Source organism: Pseudoalteromonas sp. SK18, assembly GCF_001974855.1.
In the GTDB taxonomy this organism is placed as follows: Bacteria; Pseudomonadota; Gammaproteobacteria; order Enterobacterales; family Alteromonadaceae; genus Pseudoalteromonas.
In genome coordinates this window covers 33,985-57,433 of sequence record NZ_MTQB01000025.1, presented here as the reverse complement: position 1 = coordinate 57,433, position 23,449 = coordinate 33,985, and the positions used below count along the sequence as shown (strand labels likewise).

Sequence of the window (23,449 nt, the reverse complement as noted above, 5' to 3'; positions counted from 1 at the left end):
ACCAGCTTGTTCAAAGCCTTGCTGAATAAGTTGAGGGGAAAGTAGCTCAGCATATTTTTCGAATGTATGAAAACTACCACAAGAGTTAAAAGCGACCGCTAATTCATTTTCAAAGCGCATAAAAAAATCCGATACCAGAGACAGATATCGGATTTTGAAAGCGTTAAAAAGATCAGTCAACCGATCAAAAATATTCTTAACTGATCGGCATTACGCTTAATAGCGTCCTTTTTAGTTTAGTTAAATTTTATTAACGAACTTTTGCGTCAATATCAACTAAGTCAGTTAAGTGACACGTTTCACCACTGTGGGTTTTAATGCCATGCTCACCAAAGTAATCACGCTGGGCTTGAACTAAATGCCCATTACTTGGTGTTGTTAACGTTGCTAAATAGGTTTGTGTTGCACTCAGTACAGGGAATGCCAGACCGGTCATAACCGCTTGACCCGTTACTTTACGCATAGCAAGTGACTCTTTTTCAAGGGTGTCAATAAACTCGACACCTTGCGCAACACTGTCTAAGTAATCTGCACGAATAATACATCCTGCACGCCATGTTTGCAGTGTTTTAGCTAAATCAACTTTCCACTGATGAGTACGCGAAGCACCTTTAATTAATGCAAGTCCTTGACGATACGCCAGTAAACTTGCAAGGGTGAATGCATCTTTTAATTCATCTAAATCAACATCAACCTGGGTGGTATTTTGCGTGCTGTATGTCATCTCTTGTGCAGCAGTGGTATTGCATGCATTAGTTAAATGACGAGCTTGAACAGCAGCCACTAATGACGGTACCGCAATACCTAGCTCAAGTGCATTTTGAGCTGTCCATAAGCCTGTGCCTTTTGCGCCAACTTTGTTATCAATTAAATCAACAAGCGGCACATTTTGCGAATTTTCAAGTGATAAAATATGGCTAGAAATTGATAGTAAATAACTATTTAACTGGCCTTGCGACCATTCATTAAATATCTCAGCAATTTCTTTTGGTGAGCGGTTCGTTCCGTGACGAAGTAGCTGATACACCTCAGCAATAAGTTGCATCAGTGCGTATTCAATTCCATTATGAACCATTTTTACAAAATGACCGCTGGCTGATTGGCCAACACGTGCAAAACACGACTCGCCTTTGTAGCTTGCAGCAACCTTTGTAAACCATGGCTCGACACGCTCCCAGCCACCTTCAGAACCACTTGCCATCATAGCCGGACCATGACGCGCCCCCTCAGCACCACCTGAAATACCCATAGTGGCAAATTCAAACTTATCTTGGTATTTTAGCTTGCGATTAATACCATCTTTATAATTACTGTTGCCGCAATCAACAATAATATCACTACATTGAACACCCGCTTCAATCAGCTCGTTGCAAACCGCATCAACCAATTCACCCGCAGGCACAAGTAGTAAAATAGAACGCGGTGTTTCTAAACGCCTAACCATATCCCCTAGATCAGAGACAATGTGAAGTTTGTCAGCCATGCCTTGTGATTTAGCACAACTTAATAATTCTTCACCCGCATTTGGGTTTTTGTCATAAGCGACCAGCGTTATCCCTTTTTCAATCAAGTTCAGGGCAAGATTTTTCCCCATAACGCCTAACCCTACTAATGCAACTTGCATTTAGTGCCCTCCTCGGTAACAACTATTTGGTTAGTAAATTAAAATAATACCGCGTGCATTATACTCAGACCTAAGCCATGAGCAAAGCTACATGCATTTATTACAGTTAAAATAAACACTGCAATTATATCAAACAACCGCCCTCACAGGGGAAGAAATAGCGCTGCTATTTAAATTTTTAGATCATTGACGCCCTGTGACACCGGTGTCATAATGATGACATATTCATTTTGTATATAATAGTCGCAATGTTATAAAAATTGCATAAAACTAAAGATTACTCTTTATTAGTAATCGCAAAAAACAAAATAACCGTCAACTTGCTTAAAATAAGCGCACAGGAGAATTTAATGTTAAGACGTACAAAAATAGTCGCGACACTTGGACCTGCAACAGACAGAGATAATAACTTAGAAAAAATTATTCGTGCAGGCGCTAATGTCGTTCGATTAAACTTCTCACATGGTGTTGCACAAGATCATAAAGACCGTGCACAAGCTGTTCGAGATATAGCTGCTAAATTGGGTAAGCACGTTGCAATTCTTGCTGACCTGCAAGGCCCTAAAATCCGTGTTTCGACCTTTAAAGAAGGTAAAGTGACTTTAGCGGTTGGAGCAAAATTCGTTCTTGATGCAAAAATGGAAAAAGGCCAAGGCGATATTAATGCCGTTGGTATTGATTACAAAGAGCTACCACAAGATGTAGCTCCTGGTGATTTACTGCTATTAAACGATGGTTTAATTCAGCTTACTGTAGAGCATGTTGAAGGCCACTTAGTGCACACTGTTGTTACTGTGGGTGGTGTGCTCTCGAACAATAAAGGGATTAATCGTTTAGGTGGTGGCTTAACCGCGCCTGCGTTTACCGATAAAGACAAAGAAGATTTAATCACAGCGGCTGAAATTAATGTTGATTATATTGCCGTTTCTTTCCCGCGTAGTGGCGATGACATGCGTTATGTACGTTCTCTTGCTGAGGCTGCAGGCTCTAATGCACAGCTTTTAGCTAAAATTGAACGTGCTGAAGCAGTAGAAACACAAGAAGCAGTAGATGATATCATTTTAGCGTCTGACGCTGTGATGGTTGCCCGTGGTGATTTAGGTGTTGAAATTGGTGACGCTGCACTAATGGGTAAGCAAAAACTCATTATTCGTCGTGCCCGTTCGCTTAATCGTACTGTTGTAACGGCCACGCAAATGATGGAATCGATGATCGATAACCCAATGCCAACCCGTGCAGAAGTAATGGATGTTGCCAACGCTGTGCTTGATGGCACCGATGCAGTCATGCTTTCAGCGGAAACAGCTGCAGGTGATTACCCTGAAGAAACCGTTGCCACAATGGCACGCGTTTGTTTAGGTGCTGAGTCGCAAAAAGAGACCCATGTTTCTAAGCATCGTTTAGATAGCCGTTTCTCATCTAATGCGGAATCAATTGCACTCTCTGCAATGTATGCAGCGAACCACTTAGATTCTGTGAAAGCGATAATTACCCTGACTGAATCAGGTAGCACAGCAAAACTCATGTCGCGCATTAGCTCTGGCTTACCCATTTACTCACTTTCACGTCATGCCAGTACATTAGGTCAAACAGCACTATACCGTGGTGTTTACCCAGTGTTTTTTGACTCTACAAAATGTGAAAAAGATAACATGGTTAAAGACGCATTAAGCACATTAGTGGCTGCAGGCTCACTGCAAGTAGGCGACACCGTGATTATCACCCATGGTGATGCGATGGAAACGATTGGTGCAACCAACACGATGAAGATTGTGACTGTTTCGTAAAAGTTACTACAAAAAAACGCGAGCTATATGCTCGCGTTTTTTATGCTGTTAATTTAACCTGAACTCTGGTTAATTTAGCTTGCCAGCGCTGCTTTTACTTTGTCTCGATAGCTTCGGCTAACTTTGAGCTCTTGACCGTTTTCAAGTACCAATAGGTACTCACCACTTACCTGAGTAACCAGCTTACTAATTTGTTTAGTGTTAACAATTGCGCTGCGATGGACACGTACAAATAAGCTTGGATCTAACTCTTGTTCTAGCTCTTTCATGGTTTTACGTAATATATGCGTTTGCCCATCTTGGCAATGTAAACACATATAATCACCCGCTGCATCTACCCACTGTATGGTAGCAACTGGCACTCTGACAATTTCGCCCTGCTCTTTTACTGCTAATGATTCAGGGTAGCGACGATCAGTTAAGGTATCACCTGTGGCTAATTTCTTTAAAATCTCTTCACAGTTATTACCCGTTATTCCAGCTACAAAGCTAGCTAATTTTTTCTTATGGGCGTTGTCCTGCTGTGTTTTTAAATAGGTATGCACTTTTTCTACCGCCTGTTTTAATCTGTTATCATCAACGGGTTTTAAAATGTAATCTAAAGCATGGATTTCAAATGCTTTAACAGCAAAATGATCAAACGCAGTCACAAACACAATAGCTGGCAAATCTTTACTACTTTCACTCAGTGCGCGCGCAACCTCAAAGCCGTTCATCCCAGGCATTTGAATATCTAAGAACACGAGGTCAATTTTTTCGTTTTTGCAGCTTTCAATCGCATCGGCTCCTGAGCTACATAGTTTGATCACTTCAATATCAGAAAACTCTTCAAGCCTGACGGCTAAACCTTTACGTGCTAATGGTTCATCATCAACAATAAGCGTTTTTATTCTTGTCATTTCTTCACAGCCTTCTCAAACGGGACTCGCAGATTAACTTTTAATCCACTTGGCGTATTATGTGATAATACAAACGAGTAATTATTTTCGTAGAGCGTTTTTAATCTGTCTCGGGTATTTGCCACACCCACGCCTTGTGCATTAACTAACTGGCCATTTACAATTTCAGTGCCGGGACCATTATCGCCCACTTCAAGTAATAATTCATTAGCAAATACTTGTGCTTTTATATCAATCACGCCACCTTCTGCCATGTGGGCAATGGCATACTTAATAGCATTTTCAATGATCGGTTGTAATATTAAGCTAGGTACCAAGGCTTGTTGTGCTTGATCACTCACATCAACATTAACTTGTAGCCGTTCATCAAAGCGCACACGTTCAATCTCTAAATACAGCATTAATGCATGCAGCTCTTGCTCTAGCGGCACTTTTTTAATTGGATCAGTATTGAGCGTGTAACGTAAAAAGTCACTCAGCTTAGACACCATTAAGTTAGCATCTTTGTTTTCTTTAACCAAAATTAAAGTGGAAATAGCATTAAGGGTATTAAATAAAAAATGCGGGTTTAACTGATACCTGAGCATCTTGAGCTGTGCTTCGTGCGCCATTGTGGTTGCTTTTAACGCTTTTTGACGTTCACTTTGTAGTAACTGGTAATACTTAACCCCAAAGTACAAGCCACTCCAACACAAAATAATATAAACGGAATCTAGCCCTTGCTGTAAATAATAAAACCACTCTTCAGGGCGATAACCGTGGCGATATATCTCCCACAGGTTAAACTTTTGTACCACAGCCCAGAGCGTACCTGTTACATAAGAGGCACCAAATACAACAATAATTAAGACCCAAGGTGAGGAGTTCCAAATTTTGCGATAAATATAACGCAAAGGGACAGTCATTAAACAGCCCGCATAGGCATTGAGTAAAATAACGAATACGTAAATATCACGCATTTCGAATACTTTAGAACCAATATAGTTAACTAACGCATACCCTATCCAGCCAGCAATTTGCAAAAGCCAGAAAAAGCGTTGTCTGTTATCAATCAAAGACTGCCAATTCAAAATTAATTATTACCTTGTAAATTTGTCACTATTATATCGATTTATCAACGGGTATAGCACTACCAACTGTCTTACTTTTTAATAGCCCTATCGCAAACTATAACGCAGGCTTATGCATTTATGATTAAGCATTTCACTTTGGCTATACGCATAAAAAAAGCGAAAGGTAGGTACCTTTCGCTTCTCAATGTTTACTTTTTATTTATTAAGCTAGTTTGTCTGAAGCAACTTTATAAGTTGGATCTTCAATGACGTTAACTTCTACTAAGTCACGCGCTTTATGAAGTAGTTCAGTACAGTCTTTACTTAAGTGACGTAAATGCAACTTTTTACCGGCTTTATTGTATTTATCAGCTAAGCTGTCAATTGCTTCTATTGCACTGTGATCCGCAACACGGCTGTATTTAAACTCAACAATAACGTCTTTAGGGTCGTTCTTTACATCAAATAAATCGGCAAAGTTTTTAACTGAGCCAAAGAATAAAGGCCCGTGTAACTCGTACACTTTTGAACCTTCTTTATCAATATAGTTCGTTGTGTAAATATGTTTAGCATGCTGCCAAGCAAATACTAATGCAGACACAATAACACCTACACACACTGCAATGGCTAAGTCAGTGATAACCGTCACACCCGATACTAAAACAATTACAAATGCGTCAGATAAAGGCACGCGTTTCATCATTTTAAAACTTGCCCATTCAAATGTACCCAGCACCACCATAAACATAACCCCAACTAATGCCGCTAGTGGGATCATTTCAATTAAGCTTGAGGCAAAGATAATAAACGCAAGTAACATCAGCGCAGCACTAATACCAGATAAACGCGAGCGGCCACCCGAATTAATGTTGATCATCGATTGGCCAATCATGGCACAGCCACCCATTGCACCAAAGAAACCACATGTGACGTTTGCAGCACCTTGGCCAATACATTCTTTATTAGAATGGCCTCGTGTCTCTGTAATTTCGTCAATTAAGCTTAATGTTAACAGCGATTCAATTAGGCCGATAGCCGCTAAAATAAGCGCATACGGGAAGATAATTTGCAGTGTTTCTAAATTAAAAGGCACCATAGGAATATGAAACTGCGGTAAACCACCGGCAATTGTTGCGGCTTCATTACCTGTCATTCCTTTTAAGAAATCAAGTACAGTGCGCGCTTCTAAGTCAAGGCCAATAACTAAGCCAGTTACTGTCACAATGGCAACCAAAGACGAAGGTATTGCGGTCGTTAATTTTGGTAAAAAGTGAATAATAGCCATAGTTAGCGCCACTAAACCGAGCATAATATACATTGCACTGCCCGTCATCCATTCTTGGCCGCCCGCACCATCAGGCACTTTAAACTGCCCAAGCTGAGCTAAAAATATCACAATTGCTAAGCCATTAACAAAACCGAGCATCACCGGATGTGGAACCATACGTATAAATTTACCGAGCTTAAATACCCCGGCCAATATTTGTAATAGCCCCATGAGCAACACGGTGGCAAATAGATATTCCACTCCGTGATCAAGTACTAAACTTACCATTACAACCGCAAGCGCACCGGTTGCACCCGAAATCATACCCGGACGACCACCAAAAATAGCCGTAATTAAGCCAACAATAAATGCGGCATATAAACCAACAAGGGGTTCTACATTTGCAACAAAGGCAAATGCAACAGCTTCTGGGATCAAGGCAAGTGCCACGGTCAATCCAGAGAGAATATCGTTTTTAGCAGAGCTTGGCGCTTTGCTGAGTAAGTTAAACATTGAGTTCCTCAGTTTTATTTAGCTAATAAAAAAAGCGCTAAATTCTATCAAATTAGCGCTCATTTCACAATTTTAATGCAGCCGATTTGTTTATCATCGGCTCATTTTTATTTTACAGTGGTAAGGCTGTACTACGTTTTACACAGGTCATGGTCACGTTAGAATGAACCTCTTGCACGTACTCTAAGCTAAGTAGGTTATCGCGAACAAAGTGCTCATAACCTTCTATGCCTTGAGAGATAATACGCAACATAAAGTCCATAGTACCCGCCATAGTGTAACATTCAGTCACTTCATCATAGCTAAGTATCAGTTTTTCAAACTCAGCAAGGTTCTTTTTACCATGGTTTGATAAACGTACATGGGCGTAAACCAACATATCAAAGCCCAGCTTTTTTTCATCAAGCAATGCGACTTTACTTTTGATGTAGCCATCTTGTTCTAATTTAGCAATACGACGCCAACAAGGAGACTGAGATAAGCCTACTTTGTCTGCAATTTCAGCGGTTGATAAACTTGCATCTTGTTGTAAAAGTGCCAATATTTGGCGATCTACGTGATTTAGAGACATTTTATTTCTTATTTATCTAATAAATTGGTTAAATTATACAGCCTTTTTAAAAAGCAGTCTGCATATTTTTAACAATTAAACACATCAACCAAACTGACCACTTACAAACGGATTGGTTGCCTTCTCATTAGCGACATCAGTATCTTCACCATGACCACTTAAAATTGTGGTACTCAGTGGCAACGTCATTATATGGGCCTGTATTGAGCTAATAAGCTGCTTACTGTCTCCTTTTGGAAAATCAGTACGCCCGACTGAGCCTTTAAATATAACATCACCGACAATAACGGTGCTTTGCCTGTCTTGATAAAATACAACGTGTCCAGGGGTGTGCCCTGGGCAATGCAGTACTTTAAATACAAGTTGGCCAACTTGTATGGTGTCACCATGTGCTAGCCAGTCATCTGGGTAAAAAGCACTGATAGGTTCAAATCCAAACATAGTGGCTTGCATTGGTAAGTTATCAAACCAAAAGCGCTCATCCTTATGTGGACCAATAATTTTTATATTGTGTTGCTGGCGTAAACTGTGTGCTGCACCCACATGGTCTAAGTGTCCATGGGTTAACCATATTGCTGACAAACGTAAGTTATGCTGTTTTAGCGTTGCATTAATTTTGTCAACATCACCACCAGGGTCAATCACCACAGCTTGCTGGGTTTGCTCGCATACTATAATTCGGCAATTTTGCATAAACTGCGTTACGGGAATTGTGATTATTTTCATCTTATATTTCTTTATCTTTTTGCGCTGGAATAACTATATCTTGTTCATATGACATTAAAATTGGGTATTTTAAATATGCTTGGTCATAAAACGGGCTGTGCTCATAAAGCCAATTTAAACGCGCCTCAGGATTTGTAGCAAATGCTTTATCTTGCTTTAGTTTTTTATTAAATGCTTCGGCTAATTTAGGATCATCACTGAGCATTTTCTCAGCAAATGGGATCAAAGCATAATTTTCCATGTACTCTGTACGCTGAAAAATTGTATTAAATTCACCCCATGCAAAAAAAGAATCAGGGGCTTCTGGATGCAATAGATGCACAGCTAACTCGCCTGCTTTTTGTTGGGTACTGACTTCAAACCAACCATCTAAGTCAACATTCGTGGCCGGTACATAGTCAAAATGTGCCGACACTCTAAAACGCCCTTCAAATGGTGCTTTATCAAAGCTATATTGCGATACTTTTGCCATTTTTAACGGTTGTGTATTGGCACCACTGAGTTTATTAATTGATACCCCGTGCAAGGCAAGTTTTTCAATAATATCGGTATACACTGGCGGAATAAAAAACGATTTTGGAACTTCGACCGTGTGCTGTACTTCTTTTTGCCAAAAAATAGGCAGCTTGTCATAATCTTGTTTTTTACCTAAATAGCTTACTTCTTGCTGATTTGACAACGCATTCATACTCTTAGAATAAGCAATGCCTTTAAACTTAATATAATCAGCTTGCTCAGCGTAGCCACGTTTAACAATTAATTGCTTAGGCACAAATTGCTGTTCTTTTTTTACCGCATTTGCGAGTTTATCTTTATGAGCTGCTAACGCTTCAATAGCACCATCTATAAACACATAAGTCCCTAACACCCTTTGCTTATAGGGTTTTAAAGAATGGTTTTCGACTAAAATAGTTGGTAATGACCTTAAATCACCCCAGCCATTAGAAAAACGAGGCGTCGCCACCCAACCCGCTAACCCTGATTTAAACTCTTGTTTATCCATCACAAAAACTAAAGGCCCAGGTATATGTCCTTGCTCAGTTAAAGTTTGATTAATAACAGGTTTAAAGTAACGGTTAAGCGCATCTGAAATAGCGGGCGACTCGCTAGCAAATACTGGGTTATAGCCGTAGGTTACATCGTATTGGTAATCGGCCCCATCAGTCACATGCACGTCTATATATAAATTCGGATTATAATCGTTAATCACTGCAAGTACGCTTTTAACCTCAGGGGTATCTAACTTAGTGAAATCACGATTTAAATTAAGGTTATTGGCGTTTGTTCTAAAACCCATTTTTACTGGGCCGCGCTGATTGATTCGATTAAATGCACTGCTGCGTTCATGGCCATCAACATTGAGAATGGGAATAAATAAAATGTTTACCTTTTTTAATATATCGCGACGTTTACCCGTGGCAATATCTCTAAGCAACATAAACATTGCATCTTTACCATCAATCTCACCAGCGTGAATACCGGCCTGAATAAGCACGGTTGGTTTGGTACTATTAGCCATTTGCCCAGCGTCAAAAAAGCCTTGTTCGCTGGCAATCAACATGTTTATTGCACGTTTACTATTACTATAGCCAATCGTTTTTGATTTAAATTGAGTAGGATTCGCCGCCACCAATCTATCAACAAATGCCATGGTATCAGCATAATTAGGAGACGAGACTCCTGCAGAAATTTCGAAGTCTGTGGTTAAAGGTCCTTGTTGTTGCAATAGCGACGTGCTCGCACCTTCCCATGGTAATAATGGCGGTAAATGACTGTTATTCGCCATACTTGCAGATAAAACCAATAAACTTATAAACATATACTTCTCTAGCAAACGCATTAATTAAAAAATTATAGCAATTAAAGCTTTTTAGTTGCCAAAACTGCGGTAGTTCAACAAAAAAATGCAGCCAACTGCAGTTTCCTTTGGTTATTTGCTCAAGCCCTAATCAAGTACTGATAAAAACATAATTAATATCAACCTTGAGAGCAACAAAGAACATGCCTAAAATTCTGGTTTAGCTAATTTAAGTTAAATGGATACACGACACTAAAAGATATGACATAACTAAAAAAGTAAATAACAGGCACAAAAAAAGGAGCCATAGGCTCCTTTTTAATACTTATACAAAAACTTAAGCTGCCGCTAGGCCTTCTTTTGCTTTTGCTACAAGCGCTGCGAATGCAACTTGGTCGTAAACAGCGATATCTGCAAGGATCTTACGATCGATTTCTACAGATGTCTTTTTAAGACCATTGATAAAACGGCTGTAAGACAGACCATTTTGACGTGAAGCAGCATTGATACGTGCAATCCATAGTTGACGGAAAGTACGTTTCTTAGCACGGCGGTCACGGTAAGCGTATTGACCCGCTTTAGTAACAGCCTGGAAAGCTACGCGGTAAACACGTGAACGTGCTCCGTAGTAACCTTTCGCTTGTTTTAAAACTTTTTTGTGACGTGCACGTGCGACAACGCCGCGTTTAACTCTTGCCATTTCTAAAAACCCCTATTAAGCGAATGGTAACATACGTGAAACTAGACCATGGTCATTTTTATGAACCATCATCTTAGGACGTAGGTGTAACTTACGCTTAGAAGTTTTCTTAGTCAGAATGTGACGAAGATGCGCTTGTTTACGCTTGAAACCGCCAGAAGCAGTCTTTTTGAAACGCTTAGCTGCGCCTCTGTGACTTTTTAGCTTGTAAGCCATTGCAATAACTCCAATTGTATTGCTTTAAAATTAGTAAGAAGGCGTGAGATATATTGCTATAGCTCCACTTTAAAGGCCTAACTTACTGCTATGTTCCGGTGAAAACCCGATATAAATACCGCAATTTTACTTTAAAACCGGTTAACTCAGGTGGACACTTTCACATCACTTGCAAACCTGAGCTAAATTCGGTGCGTATTATCGCCTAATTATTACTTTTTAGCAACCGGCGCCATCATCATAACCATTTGACGGCCTTCAACACGATTTGGGAAAGATTCAACAACTGCTAATTCTTCTAAATCGGTTTTAATACGGTTTAATAATTCGATACCAATTTCTTGGTGAGCCATTTCACGACCACGGAAGCGGATAGTTATCTTAGCTTTATCGCCAGCTTCTAAGAACTTACGTAAGTTGCGTAGCTTAACCTGATAGTCACCTTCATCCGTGCCAGGACGGAATTTGATTTCTTTAATCTGGATCTGCTTTTGCTTCTTCTTCTGCTCTTTTAGTTCTTTGCTTTTTTCAAAGATGAACTTACCGTAATCCATAACCTTACAAACAGGCGGCTCAGCATTTGGACTGATCTCTACAAGATCAACACCCGCTGCATCAGCCATAGCTTGCGCGTCTTTTAATGACTGAATTCCAGCTTGTTCGCCGTCGATGTCGATTAAACGAACTTCTTGCGCTGTAATTTCTTCGTTAATACGATTTTTTTGAGCTGTTTGTTGCCCTTTCTTGCCGCCTCTAATAGTACGTTCCTCCAAGAATATCAATAATATAAGCGTGTAGCTGGCTATTTTTGCTTGCCCTACACGCTCGATTTTTACTGTCGATTTTTGATTTCTTCACTGATTTTAGCTACAAAATCATCGACATTAAATTTGCCTAGGTCTTCACCTGTGCGAGTTCGTACTGCTACTTCTTGTTGCTCAACTTCTTTGTCGCCAACAACCAATAAGTAAGGAATACGCTTTAGTGTATGTTCACGGATTTTAAAGCCAATCTTCTCATTTCTCAAGTCAGCAGCGGCTCTAATTCCAAGTTTATTTAATTTTTGTACAATTTCCTGCACATACGGTGCTTGTTTATCGGTGATATTCATAATCACCACTTGCTTAGGCGCAAGCCACGTTGGGAATAAACCAGCATACTCTTCTGTTAAAATACCGATAAAGCGCTCAATAGACCCTAATATAGCACGGTGTATCATAACAGGTGTACGACGTTCGTTATTTTCAGCGACATATGTTGCGCCTAAACGACCAGGTAATGCAAAGTCTAGTTGCACTGTACCACACTGCCACGCTCTGTCTAAGCAATCGTACAAAGTAAATTCAATTTTAGGGCCATAAAACGCCCCTTCACCCGGTAGGTAATCAAATTCAATGTCATTTGCTTTAAGGGCATCAGCAAGTGCAAGCTCAGCTTTGTCCCACATTTCATCTTCGCCGATACGTTGTTCTGGACGAGTTGAAAGTTTAACTACAATTTTTTCAAAGCCGAATGTTTCATACGTATCGTAAACCATTTTAATACAGGCCGATACTTCATCCATGATTTGCTCTTCAGTACAGAATACATGCGCATCATCTTGGGTAAAGCCACGCACACGCATTAAGCCGTGAAGTGCACCTGATGGCTCGTTGCGATGACAACAACCAAACTCAGCCATACGCAGTGGTAAATCACGGTATGATTTTAAACCTTGGTTAAATATTTGTACGTGACCTGGGCAGTTCATTGGCTTAATTGCGTATTCACGCTTTTCAGATTCCGTAGTAAACATGGCTTCTGAATACTTTTCCCAGTGACCTGATTTTTCCCATAACGAACGATCCATCATCATTGGACCTTTTACTTCTTCGTATTGGTACTCACGTAATTTTTCACGCACAAACTCTTCTAATTCGCGGTAAATGCTCCAACCATCGTTGTGCCAAAATACCATGCCTGGCGCTTCTTCTTGCCAGTGCCATAAATCAAGTGCTTTACCAATACGACGGTGATCGCGCTTTTCAGCTTCTTCTAAACGCTTTAAATACGCTTTAAGTTGCTTTTTATCGCCCCACGCTGTGCCGTAAATACGTTGCAGCATTTTATTTTCAGAATCACCGCGCCAATATGCACCCGCTACCTTCATAATTTTGAAGTTTTGGCAGAATTTCATATTAGGAACGTGCGGTCCACGACACATGTCTACATATTCTTCGTGGTGGTATAAACCTGGGCGATCATCTTGAGCAATATTTTCGTCAAGAATTTCTATTTTGTATGTTTCGCCACGCGCCGCAAACGTGTCGCGTGCTTCTTGCCAGCTAACGGTTTTTTTCACTACATCGTAGTTTGTTTTTGCAAGCTGCAACATACGCTTTTCAATAGCATCAAGATCATCTTGAGATAACGAATGTTCCATATCGATATCATAGTAAAAACCGTTATCAATAGTAGGACCAATCGCCATTTTAGCGTCTGGGAAAAGTTGCTTAACAGCATGACCAATTAGGTGGGCACAAGAATGGCGAATAATTTCTAAACCATCGTCATCTTTTGCTGTAATAATTTCAAGACGAGAGTCGGCTGAAATTAAATCACATGCATCCACGCGTTCGCCATTCACACGACCAGCAATGGTTGCTTTAGCAAGACCAGGGCCAATATCGTTTGCAACATCAAGCGTGCTTACAGGGTTTTCAAAACTACGCTGACTACCGTCAGGGAGAGTAATAACTGGCATTATAAATCCTTACATACAGTGGTGACACCTACAATGTATCACGTGTATTTTTTAATTAATTAAATGAGAATGACTCGACAACGCTTTTACGAATAAGCATTGACTATTTTTCGCCGACAAAGGCTAATGTAGGTGCTGAGTCTGCTCAACTACAAAAAAGATATTGTCGCGTGCTGCAGCGTTAATTACAAGTTTTAAGCTATTAAAAACCACGCAATTTTAGCATAAATGTGCAATTAATAACTTTTCTTCAGTCAGGTAATCTCAAATTAACGTTAAACACGATATTAAAGCAGCACGTAAACTGCTTAAACTCGCATTTTAATGCGTGTTGCGTATAATAACCGGTAATTAAGTTATAGTAGAGATTAACAATGAGAACATGTGGTGTAGAAATTACCGGTAGTGATGTACTACTTTGTATTTTAAGTAAAGATAACGACGTTTTTGATATTCGTGACGTGCGCCAAACACGCTTTACCTTAGGTAACGGTAACGACACTGAAGTAATGCGTAAATTTCAATTTGATTTTGCAAAACTAATGCAAGATTATCAAATTGATTCTGTTGCCATTCGCGAACGCCAGCCTAAAGGTAAATTTGCAGGCAGCGCTAAAGGGTTCAAAATGGAAACAGCTATCCAATTAATCGACAACCTCGATGTTCGCGTGTTTTCAACTACTGAAATAAAAGAGCAAGTAAAACGTAACCCGATCCCTATCGCGTTCGAAGACACAGGCCTTAAAAAATATCAAGAAAATGCATTCGTTAATGCTTACGTTTATATCATGAAAAAAACCTACCGCAGCGACGAAATGTAAATTAATTCCCCTTTTTGTAGAAACGCGTAATAGCTCAATATTACGCGTTTTTTTATGCTTAAATTTTCCAAATACAAGTGTAAGACATTAGTCTAACCCCCTTCCCTTTGTCGACAATTCGTGTTTATTTAATCAACAGCCCTTGGATAGATAAAAACATGGAGAATGTCATGAAAGCGACACAAACAGTGCTCAAAGAAGTAGAACAAATAAACACTATACCGCTATCAAATAGTTATTTTAAGGGGAGTCAAAGCACACCACTGGTAGAGCAAACTATTGGAGAATACCTTGACTCAATTGTCGACAATAACCCTGAAGCACTCGCAGTTGTTGTTGCTCATCAAAATATTCGCTTAAGCTATAAAGAATTTCAGCAACAGATTGATCAGCTGGCTATGGGCCTGTTGGCATTAGGGGTAAAGCCCGGTGACAGGGTCGGTATTTGGTCACCCAATAATATACAATGGTGCTTAACTCAATTTGCCACGGCCAAAATCGGCGCAATCATGGTGTGTATTAACCCCGCTTACCGCCCAAATGAACTGCAATATGCCCTTAATAGTGTTGAATGCTCTACACTTATTACTGCCACAGCGTTTAAGGGCAGTCACTATATTAATATGCTACAAAGTTTAGCCCCAGAGCTAAACAGTTGCCAAAAAGGGGAATTAAAAGCCGCTCAGCTTCCTTCATTAAAAAATGTAATTTGCATAGGTGATGAGCCAGTAAATGGCATGTTTTCATTTAATGAAATTCTCGCTTTACCCTCAGAAGCCCACCAGTTAGAACTTCAAGCGGTGGCTAAAACCCTCAATTGCAATCAAGACATTAATATTCAGTTTACCTCTGGCACCACAGGAAACCCTAAAGGGGCTACGCTAACGCATAAAAATATTCTTAATAATGCACTGCTTGTTGCCCAAGCAATGCATTTTACTGAACGCGATAAGCTCTGTATCCCTGTACCGCTTTATCACTGTTTTGGCATGGTTTTGGGTAGCTTATTGTGTGTAAGTAAAGGCGCTGCGGCTATTTATCCTAGTGATTCTTTCGATCCAAAAACCACATTAGAGGTGGTACAACAAGAAAAGTGCACCGGACTTCATGGCGTGCCTACCATGTTTATAAGCGAATTAGAGCTTAATAACTTTAGTGATTATGATTTAAGTACATTACGAACCGGCGTTATGGCAGGCTCAACCTGTCCCGAACAAGTTATGCGTAAAGTACAAACACTGATGAATATGAACCAAGTCGTTATAGCCTATGGACAAACAGAGTGTAGCCCAATCAACAATATCACTGAAACCGACTCATCAATTGAACGTCAAGTCACCACAGTAGGAAGAGCACTTGCGCACACTGAAGTAAAAATTATTGATGAAGTGGGTGAAGTTCAAAAAATAGGCCAACCCGGTGAGGTTTGTAGCCGTGGTGCCGGCATAATGCGTTGCTACTGGAATGATGAAGAGAAAACCAAAGCCACTATCGATAATCAAGGCTGGTTACATTCAGGTGATTTGGGGGTAATGGACAGTGAAGGCTTTGTCAGTATTGTTGGCAGAATTAAAGACATGATCATTCGCGGCGGTGAAAATATATACCCCCGTGAGATTGAGGAGGTTTTATACACCTACCCAGGGATACAAGATGCGGCAATTTTTGGTATTACCGATGAAAAGTTTGGCGAAGAAGTGTGTGCCTGGATCCAACCTAAAGAAGGTGAAGTACTTGATGAGCAAGCAATTCGATTGTTTTTAAAAGACAAACTCGCCTACTTTAAACAGCCTAAATATATTCGCTTTGTCGAACATTACCCAATGACGGTAACCGGCAAATTGCAAAAATTTAAAATGCGCGAACAAATGCAAGAAGAACTCGCCGAATCAGCATTTTCGTAATAGTTAACGGCTACTTTATTACAATGCAACGATTAAACGTTGCATTGTATTTTATTATAAATTACTTAGCTAAGACTTAATGACTTTAACAGTAAGCCTGTTTCTACCTGCTGCTTTTGATTTGTACATGGCAGTATCAGCTGTAGCCAATAAAGTTTCGATTGATGGCCTATGTTGACAATATTTATCATAAGCTACCCCTGCAGATACAGTTACGTAATTAAACGGAGAATAAGCATGAGCAATAGGCTCATTTGCAAAGCGCTGTGTTAAATCACTCAGCCAATGTAATTCATTTTCATCGACCGTTTTAACTAATATAAATTCCTCCCCACCAAAGCGCACAGTAATATCAGCACCACAATCTTTCAGTCGGTTTGCAACTTCAACCAACACGTTATCACCCTCTAAATGACCATAGTTATCGTTATATTTTTTAAAATAATCAACATCTATCATCGCAAGCGCTAAATATTGAGAGGGTTTTAGCTTTTTTATTAAGGTTTTACAGTGCTTGTCAAAGCTATGCCTATTGCTCATACCGGTAAGTTGATCAATATTGGCTTTCTCTGCTTCTAAGAGCTCAGCCTGGTATTGTTTACGTAGTAAAATATCGAGTTGATATTGAATTATGGCCATCACAATAACCATACTGAAGTAAAAATAGAGCGTCCAGATAATTGATATAGAAGAATAAAGTTCAATTACTAATAAACCGATAGCTATAATTGACCACAGGACTAGCTTATGACCTAAATGTAACATGGGAATAGCGACAAATGCGGCCGCAACTAACATCGGGCCACCTTCGTGGAGTTCATAATAGGTTTTGACATAAGTCCAAAAGAAATAACCAAATAATAAACAAAATAAAATGCCGTATAAAAAGTAGCGAGTATGCAATTTTTCAGGTTTTAATTTTTTGTTTATGTAAATTAGATAAACCGACAAACCCACCATTATAATCCTCAGAATATTAATGGTTGAGGTACTCTCTTTTTTATCATCAAACCAAGAAATAAAAATAAAGGACAATAAAAATACCGTAACTAAATACAGCGTCACATTAGCAATGTGAAGCGTGTTTTTATTCAATAAGTATTGAAAGTCATGCTCGGTGGCACTTGAAAAATAAAACTGTGAAGGTAAGAGCTGCAATGTCACTCTCCTTGTTAGGCATCCTTATCAAAATAATATAGTAGACTCACCTTGTTTAGCGAATCAAATTTTAATTAACCTAATAAAAAACTTAAGAAAAGCCCACATAATCTCAATTATATAGGCTCATAAATTAAGAGAGTGGTTACACTACACCTTGTTCAATCATTGCATCGGCTACACGTCTAAATCCAGCGATGTTAGCGCCTAGTAGTAGGTTGCCGGGTTGATCAAACTCTTTTGCGGTGTCGTTGGCTGTGGTGAAAATATCTTTCATTATTTGCTTAAGCTTTTCATCAACTTCTTCAAACGTCCAGCTTTGCATACTGGCATTTTGCGCCATTTCTAATTGGCTAGTTGCTACCCCACCGGCATTCGCTGCTTTGCCAGGGCCATAAGCTATTTTTGCTTCAATAAAGCAATCAATCGCTTCTTTGGTTGAAGGCATATTTGCCCCTTCACTAACTAAAATACAACCATTTTCAAGTAGTGCTTTTGCATCCGCTTGGGTTAATTCATTTTGCGTAGCACAAGGAAAAGCCGCATCCGCACTGTAACGCCATACAGCATGACCATCCTGAGGGTACTCATCGCGGGGCGTATACTTTGCCTGAGGATGAGTATCTAGGTAGTCACTTAGGCATCCTCGTGAGTGCTCTTTTAATTGTTTAATGAGTTTTAAGTCAATGCCACTCTCATCGTACAAAGTGCCTTTTGAGTCACTACAGGCAATAGGTGTGGCCCCTAATTGATATAATTTTTCCATGGCATAAATAGCCACATTGCCTGAGCCTGAAATTAAACAGCGTTTTCCTGCTAAGCTGTCATCACGATCTTTAAGCATATAGTTAGCAAAATACACTGCGCCATAACCCGTTGCTTCTTTGCGAGCAAGCGATCCGCCCCAAAGTAAGCTTTTACCGGTTAGTACGCCTTCATAGCGCCCTGTTAAGCGTTTGTATTGGCCAAACATATAACCAATTTCTCTTGCCCCTACGCCAATATCTCCTGCAGGTACATCGGTTGTAGGGCCAATATGACGATATAACTCGGTCATAAACGATTGGCAAAAACGCATTATCTCGCCATCAGAGCGTCCTTTAGGATCAAAGTTAGCGCCTCCTTTGCCACCGCCTATAGGCAAACCAGTCAGTGCATTTTTAAAAATTTGTTCGAAGCCTAAAAATTTTATGATGCTGGCATTTACACTTGGATGAAAACGTAAGCCGCCTTTGTAAGGGCCCAGCGCTGAATTAAATTCGATACGGTAGCCTTTATTTACTTGAATATTGCCCTCGTCATCAACCCAAGGCACGCGAAACATTAACTGACGCTCTGGCTCTACCATTCTTTGAATAATTGCTTGTTGTTGGTAATGACTGGTTTGCGCAAATATAGGCTCTAGCGAGTCCAGCACTTCTTCTACTGCTTGATAAAACTCACATTGCGCAGGGCTCGTCTGCTTTAATTGCGCAATTGTTCTGTGTATATAATTCATATTTATTCTTCCATGTGGGTATTTTTTAATTCGAAACAGGAAAAATGATCAACGCTATTGTTAGTGGAGAAATTGATTATGCGATCATTATTTTTACACTTTAACATCATAAATAAACGGGATGCACGTGTTTGATGTTGAATTAAATTGTTGTTTATTTTGTATAAAAACCCATTAATAAAGAATTTATATGCTAAAAACGCCAATTTGAATGAATAACACGTTAAAAGTAATAAAAAAATAGTAAAACAAAAGACGACTCTACGTTTTTACGAGCGCAACAATATAAAATGCTTTATAAGACTGAAGTTGTAGAAGGATAAGACTAATAATAGCGTAGATTTTAGTGAGTTAGTTTAAGAGGTTTAAATGGAGGTTGCTAACCAACCTCCATAAAATGCATTAAGCTTTTTCGCCATCTGGCCGAAAAGTACGCTGCACACCGGTTAAAAATAAACGTAAAACTTGATCGTTACACACACGGTAATGTTTGTTTTCAACTTTACGTGAAAATGCACTAAGTTCATGCTTACTTAAATCAAAATCAACTAAGGCTAGTGTGGCAATCACGTCTTCTGCTTTCATATTTAAAGCAATACGTAATTTCATAAAAATAATATTATTGTTTAATTTAGTCTCTGGGATTGGCTGCTCACCGTCACGTTTACCGCGCTTAGTATTTATAAAGCCATTTAAAAATACCGCAAATTCGGTGTCACTTATTGGGGTGTAACCCTTCTCGCCCTCTTTAGTTAACCATGCAATCACCTGCTCTGTGCTGACGCTCTGCTCTGCAGCGGCGAACACGTCAACCATTGCTGAATCGGTTAAATCAAAGGTGTAGCGAATACGGCGTAAAATATCGTTATTTGTCAAAGTAAATCCCAGGTAAATAAGTGCTCAGCAAACAAAAGCTGTTTAATAGCGGCGCAGTTTATCAGAGTTACACGTAGCGCCCTATTAAATACTGTGTTTAATTACCCAATACTTTTGCCGGATCAACACGTGTTGCTTGCCATGCTGGATACAGCGTCGCCAATATTGCAAGCACAAAGGTGGCAATAACAGTTAACACTATATCTTGCCAAACTAATTTACTCGGTAAGAATTCGATAAAATACACACCTTCTAGCGGATTTTCACCCAGCAATAAGCTCAGCCAAGTAAACAGCTCACTAATATTGATTGCTAGAATGACTCCAATAATAGAGCCTAAAACAACGCCAACAAATGCTTGAGTTAAGCCTTGCATTACAAAAGTAGCCAATATAGTACTGTCTTTGGCACCCATGGTTTTTAAAATGGCAATATTGCCTTCTTTTTCGCGCACTTCCATCACTAATGACGAAACAATGTTAAAACTGGCGACTGCAATAATTAAAAACACCACAATATAAACAATCGTGCGCACCATTTGAATGTCTTGATACAAGCTGCCTTGGGTTCTAAACCAACTCGATATATACACATAATCAGTGACTGTTTGCCCTACTCTCAACGCTATTTGGTGCGCTGCAAACACATCATCAACCCGTAAACGTAGGCCGGTTACTTGGCTTTGATCGTAACCTAAGGTTTGTTGTGCTTTGCTAAGGTGAATAAACGCGGCACTGCTATCAATAGGACCGCCCATTTCTATAATGCCTGCGAGTGTTAATGTAACCCGTTTTGGCGCAAGTAATGATTGTCCTTTTTCACTAATTTGTGGGATCAATAAAGTGACATTGTCGCCTATTGATATATTAAGTTGAGTGACAATTTGCTTGCCTAAAATAACATCCTCAAGTGCTAGCTGACTGACTAATTTACCTTGTGTAAATTGGTTAACCGCTGATACGTCGCTCTCTAGCGAAGGCTCAACACCACGTATTTCAACTGCTTTTAATTGGCTTTTAAATTGCGCCATACCATTTACTGCTATAAATGGAGCTGCCCCTGTGACTTGTGGTTGCTGTTTTAATTTTTCGACTTTGCTGGGCCAGTCAGCAATCGGCCTGCTTGGTGCCACATATTCAACTTGTGGCACGACACTTAATAAACGATGCACTAATTGTTGCTCAAAGCCATTGATCACCGATAACGCCACAATCAACACGGCAACACCAAGTAAAATGCCAATAGTGGATGCCTTGGCAATAAAACTAACAAACGCGTTTTTTTCATCTTTATGGCCTGAGTAGGCTCTGAAACGTTTACTTATAAAGGCACTAAGCAACATGGCTCGACTCTTTTATCGTTAATTTACCATCATCTAAATACGCTATTTTACCCAGCTTGTCGGCAAGCTCTAAATCATGAGTCACCACCACAAAACTGGTGTTTAAACTTTTATTTAGCTGATTAATTAAATCGTAAATTTTAATCGCGTTTTGCTTATCTAAATTACCTGTTGGCTCATCAGCAAGCACCAGTGCAGGCTCAGTTACTAAAGCACGCGCTATGGCAACACGTTGGCGTTCGCCACCAGAAAGTGCCGACGGTTTATGGCTACTTCTGTGGGCAAGGCCGACTTTATCAAGCATGTCGAGCGCTTTTATATTTGCTTCTTTGGCACTCAAGCCTTTTATTAACAGTGGCATAGCAACGTTCTCAACCGCACTAAATTCCATTAATAAATGATGAAATTGATAAATAAACCCTAAGTTTTGATTTCTAAACGCGGCTTGTTGGCTGCGAGACAGTTTAGCCACATCTTGATTTTTTATTTTTGCACTGCCAGAACTGGCGGTATCTAAGGTACCTAAAATATGCAATAAGGTACTTTTACCTGAACCTGAGCTGCCTACAATAGCTAACATTTCACCTTGGGTTAGGGCTAAATCAACCCCTTTTAATACCTCAACTTGGTTTTGCCCGTCTTGGTAGGCTTTACTTATTTGTTCACAACTAATTACTAAATCATTCATAACGTAATACCTCTGCTGGGTTTACTTTGGCGGCCTGACGCGCGGGATATAAAGTCGCTAAAAAGCTCATGGCTAAGCTTAAAACAGCAATCACACTTAAGCTAAGCACATCAAATTTGACCGGCAGTGAAATCCCCGATAATAAATTTAAACCAACCAACGCCAACAGTTCATTTATATATAAGCTAAATAAAATACCTAAAGAGGCACCTACTACCGTACCAATCACTCCGTTATATAAACCTTGAACCATAAATACCGTTTGTACTTGGCTTGGCGTTAGCCCAAGAGTTTGCAATATAGCGACTTCGCTTTGTTTTTCACTCACCATCATGGTGAGCGCCGACACAATGTTAAACACCGCCACCAGCACGATTAAGCCAAGGAGCATAGACATAATGCGTTTTTCCATCGCGACAGCGGCAAATAAAGTGCCTTGGGTACTGCGCCAATCGGAGTAGCTAAAATTTTTGAGGATACGTTGGCTGTCTTGAATAAATTCATTAAGTGCAAATGGCTCATACAGTGACACACTTAAATTAGGGGGTGTAGAGCTACTTTGCTTTAATACTCGTTGTAATGACACACCACTGGTAAATGCCAGTCCCATGTCAATTTCAGATCCGGTTTCGTAAATAGCAGCAATTTTGAATAAACGCTGACTAGGAACACGACCAAGGGGTGTATAAGTAGATGCATTAGGCATAATAACGCGCAGTTTATCGCCTAAGCCAACGCCGAGTTTACGGCTTAAATAGCGGCTAATGGCAATGTGATAATTAATATTTAATACGCTTTGCCAATTACCCTGCACTACTTTGTCAGTGATTTTATAAAGCGAGCCATCATTATCATAGAGCCCTTGCAGCAGCACACCATGCAGGTCTTTATTTGTTTGTAGTATAGCTTCACCATGGCGGTATAAACTAACATGATCAACATACGGTGATTGCTCAAGATCGGCTTTAAGAGTATTCATTTGCGCTTTAGAGTGTTGTTTTGCCTGCACTTCAACGTGTGGAATGAGTCCGAGCATATTCGTTTTCAGGCTGCTTTCAAAACCGTTCATGACACTACTTACTGTAAAGAGCGCCATTAAACCAATCGCTATACCTGCAATAGAAAAAAAAGAAATAAACGAAATAAACGCATTGCCTTTGGAAGAGCGACTATATCTAAGTCCGATAAACAGGCTAACAGGTTGAAACATATTAATTAAAACATTAATGCTAAAAGTGTGGCTTTATAGTAGCACGAACTCAGCGC

At 39.8% G+C, this 23,449-nt stretch carries 20 protein-coding genes; 3 read left to right on the top strand and 17 right to left on the bottom strand.

Features of this window, described 5'->3' with window-relative positions:
- Window positions 1-250 precede the first annotated feature (250 nt).
- Window positions 251-1,624, bottom strand: a complete 1,374-nt coding sequence (gene gndA, locus BW139_RS15490) for an NADP-dependent phosphogluconate dehydrogenase (protein ID WP_076920270.1) — start codon at window positions 1,622-1,624, stop codon at window positions 251-253.
- 350 nt (window positions 1,625-1,974) lie between these two features.
- Between gndA and pyk the strand changes: the two genes are divergently transcribed.
- Window positions 1,975-3,411, top strand: coding sequence for a pyruvate kinase (gene pyk / locus BW139_RS15485; protein ID WP_076920269.1), 1,437 nt, complete (start codon window positions 1,975-1,977; stop codon window positions 3,409-3,411).
- Between the two features lie 74 nt (window positions 3,412-3,485).
- Here the strand turns inward: pyk and BW139_RS15480 are convergent, their stop codons facing one another.
- The 10 genes from BW139_RS15480 to thrS all read right to left on the bottom strand — a co-directional run bounded on the left by BW139_RS15480 (window position 3,486) and on the right by thrS (window position 13,896).
- The gene (locus tag BW139_RS15480; RefSeq protein ID WP_076920268.1) at window positions 3,486-4,310 is read right to left on the bottom strand and encodes a LytTR family DNA-binding domain-containing protein; all 825 of its coding nucleotides are present in this window, start codon (window positions 4,308-4,310) and stop codon (window positions 3,486-3,488) included.
- The gene (locus BW139_RS15475) at window positions 4,307-5,380 is read right to left on the bottom strand and encodes a sensor histidine kinase (RefSeq protein WP_076920267.1); all 1,074 of its coding nucleotides are present in this window, start codon (window positions 5,378-5,380) and stop codon (window positions 4,307-4,309) included. Before BW139_RS15475 ends, BW139_RS15480 begins: the two co-directional genes overlap by 4 nt.
- Window positions 5,381-5,585: 205 nt before the next feature.
- Window positions 5,586-7,142, bottom strand: coding sequence for a SulP family inorganic anion transporter (locus BW139_RS15470; RefSeq protein ID WP_076920266.1), 1,557 nt, complete (start codon window positions 7,140-7,142; stop codon window positions 5,586-5,588).
- A gap of 112 nt (window positions 7,143-7,254) precedes the next feature.
- Complete coding sequence (locus tag BW139_RS15465; RefSeq protein WP_008110469.1) at window positions 7,255-7,713, bottom strand: Lrp/AsnC family transcriptional regulator; 459 nt, start codon at window positions 7,711-7,713, stop codon at window positions 7,255-7,257.
- A gap of 84 nt (window positions 7,714-7,797) precedes the next feature.
- Window positions 7,798-8,439, bottom strand: coding sequence for an MBL fold metallo-hydrolase (locus BW139_RS15460; protein ID WP_076920265.1), 642 nt, complete (start codon window positions 8,437-8,439; stop codon window positions 7,798-7,800).
- Between the two features lies 1 nt (window position 8,440).
- A complete protein-coding gene (locus BW139_RS15455) occupies window positions 8,441-10,258 on the bottom strand; it encodes a M14 family metallopeptidase (protein ID WP_076920264.1) in 1,818 nt (605 codons plus the stop codon).
- Between the two features lie 316 nt (window positions 10,259-10,574).
- On the bottom strand, window positions 10,575-10,937 hold the full coding sequence (gene rplT, locus BW139_RS15450; RefSeq protein ID WP_008110477.1) for a 50S ribosomal protein L20: 363 nt from the start codon (window positions 10,935-10,937) through the stop codon (window positions 10,575-10,577).
- Window positions 10,938-10,952: 15 nt separating this feature from the next.
- Complete coding sequence (gene rpmI / locus BW139_RS15445; RefSeq protein WP_004587840.1) at window positions 10,953-11,153, bottom strand: 50S ribosomal protein L35; 201 nt, start codon at window positions 11,151-11,153, stop codon at window positions 10,953-10,955.
- 212 nt (window positions 11,154-11,365) lie between these two features.
- Window positions 11,366-11,926: a translation initiation factor IF-3 gene (infC, locus tag BW139_RS15440; RefSeq protein WP_008466946.1), complete on the bottom strand. Its 561-nt coding sequence runs from the start codon at window positions 11,924-11,926 to the stop codon at window positions 11,366-11,368.
- Between the two features lie 59 nt (window positions 11,927-11,985).
- A complete protein-coding gene (thrS, locus tag BW139_RS15435) occupies window positions 11,986-13,896 on the bottom strand; it encodes a threonine--tRNA ligase (RefSeq protein ID WP_008466944.1) in 1,911 nt (636 codons plus the stop codon).
- 374 nt (window positions 13,897-14,270) lie between these two features.
- Between thrS and BW139_RS15430 the strand changes: the two genes are divergently transcribed.
- Window positions 14,271-14,717 (top strand): DUF3010 family protein, encoded by a 447-nt coding sequence (locus BW139_RS15430; protein WP_008110482.1) that lies wholly within the window; start codon window positions 14,271-14,273, stop codon window positions 14,715-14,717.
- 170 nt (window positions 14,718-14,887) lie between these two features.
- The gene (locus BW139_RS15425) at window positions 14,888-16,621 is read left to right on the top strand and encodes an AMP-binding protein (protein WP_076920263.1); all 1,734 of its coding nucleotides are present in this window, start codon (window positions 14,888-14,890) and stop codon (window positions 16,619-16,621) included.
- Between the two features lie 69 nt (window positions 16,622-16,690).
- Here BW139_RS15425 and BW139_RS15420 read toward each other — a convergent pair whose 3' ends face one another.
- The 6 genes from BW139_RS15420 to BW139_RS15395 all read right to left on the bottom strand — a co-directional run bounded on the left by BW139_RS15420 (window position 16,691) and on the right by BW139_RS15395 (window position 23,393).
- Complete coding sequence (locus BW139_RS15420; protein ID WP_076920262.1) at window positions 16,691-17,779, bottom strand: GGDEF domain-containing protein; 1,089 nt, start codon at window positions 17,777-17,779, stop codon at window positions 16,691-16,693.
- Between the two features lie 145 nt (window positions 17,780-17,924).
- The gene (gene gdhA / locus BW139_RS15415; RefSeq protein ID WP_076920261.1) at window positions 17,925-19,277 is read right to left on the bottom strand and encodes an NADP-specific glutamate dehydrogenase; all 1,353 of its coding nucleotides are present in this window, start codon (window positions 19,275-19,277) and stop codon (window positions 17,925-17,927) included.
- A 402-nt stretch (window positions 19,278-19,679) separates the two neighbouring features.
- Complete coding sequence (locus BW139_RS15410) at window positions 19,680-20,153, bottom strand: DUF1456 family protein (RefSeq protein WP_076920260.1); 474 nt, start codon at window positions 20,151-20,153, stop codon at window positions 19,680-19,682.
- A 97-nt stretch (window positions 20,154-20,250) separates the two neighbouring features.
- Entirely contained in the window at window positions 20,251-21,495 is a 1,245-nt protein-coding gene (locus BW139_RS15405) for a lipoprotein-releasing ABC transporter permease subunit (RefSeq protein WP_076920259.1), read from the bottom strand.
- On the bottom strand, window positions 21,485-22,183 hold the full coding sequence (lolD, locus tag BW139_RS15400; RefSeq protein ID WP_076920258.1) for a lipoprotein-releasing ABC transporter ATP-binding protein LolD: 699 nt from the start codon (window positions 22,181-22,183) through the stop codon (window positions 21,485-21,487). Before lolD ends, BW139_RS15405 begins: the two co-directional genes overlap by 11 nt.
- A complete protein-coding gene (locus BW139_RS15395) occupies window positions 22,176-23,393 on the bottom strand; it encodes a lipoprotein-releasing ABC transporter permease subunit (RefSeq protein WP_076920257.1) in 1,218 nt (405 codons plus the stop codon). Before BW139_RS15395 ends, lolD begins: the two co-directional genes overlap by 8 nt.
- Window positions 23,394-23,449 lie beyond the last annotated feature (56 nt).

Coding starts and splice junctions, on each gene's coding strand:
- rpmI (WP_004587840.1), bottom strand. CDS start 11,153: ATGGCTTACAAGCTAAAAAGTCACAGAGGCGCAGCTAAGCGTTTCAAA.
- BW139_RS15455 (WP_076920264.1), bottom strand. CDS start 10,258: ATGTTTATAAGTTTATTGGTTTTATCTGCAAGTATGGCGAATAACAGT.
- BW139_RS15395 (WP_076920257.1), bottom strand. CDS start 23,393: ATGTTTCAACCTGTTAGCCTGTTTATCGGACTTAGATATAGTCGCTCT.
- lolD (WP_076920258.1), bottom strand. CDS start 22,183: ATGAATGATTTAGTAATTAGTTGTGAACAAATAAGTAAAGCCTACCAA.
- BW139_RS15425 (WP_076920263.1), top strand. CDS start 14,888: ATGAAAGCGACACAAACAGTGCTCAAAGAAGTAGAACAAATAAACACT.
- thrS (WP_008466944.1), bottom strand. CDS start 13,896: ATGCCAGTTATTACTCTCCCTGACGGTAGTCAGCGTAGTTTTGAAAAC.
- BW139_RS15470 (WP_076920266.1), bottom strand. CDS start 7,142: ATGTTTAACTTACTCAGCAAAGCGCCAAGCTCTGCTAAAAACGATATT.
- BW139_RS15480 (WP_076920268.1), bottom strand. CDS start 4,310: ATGACAAGAATAAAAACGCTTATTGTTGATGATGAACCATTAGCACGT.
- gdhA (WP_076920261.1), bottom strand. CDS start 19,277: ATGAATTATATACACAGAACAATTGCGCAATTAAAGCAGACGAGCCCT.
- rplT (WP_008110477.1), bottom strand. CDS start 10,937: ATGGCAAGAGTTAAACGCGGCGTTGTCGCACGTGCACGTCACAAAAAA.
- BW139_RS15430 (WP_008110482.1), top strand. CDS start 14,271: ATGAGAACATGTGGTGTAGAAATTACCGGTAGTGATGTACTACTTTGT.
- gndA (WP_076920270.1), bottom strand. CDS start 1,624: ATGCAAGTTGCATTAGTAGGGTTAGGCGTTATGGGGAAAAATCTTGCC.
- pyk (WP_076920269.1), top strand. CDS start 1,975: ATGTTAAGACGTACAAAAATAGTCGCGACACTTGGACCTGCAACAGAC.
- BW139_RS15405 (WP_076920259.1), bottom strand. CDS start 21,495: ATGTTGCTTAGTGCCTTTATAAGTAAACGTTTCAGAGCCTACTCAGGC.
- BW139_RS15460 (WP_076920265.1), bottom strand. CDS start 8,439: ATGAAAATAATCACAATTCCCGTAACGCAGTTTATGCAAAATTGCCGA.
- BW139_RS15465 (WP_008110469.1), bottom strand. CDS start 7,713: ATGTCTCTAAATCACGTAGATCGCCAAATATTGGCACTTTTACAACAA.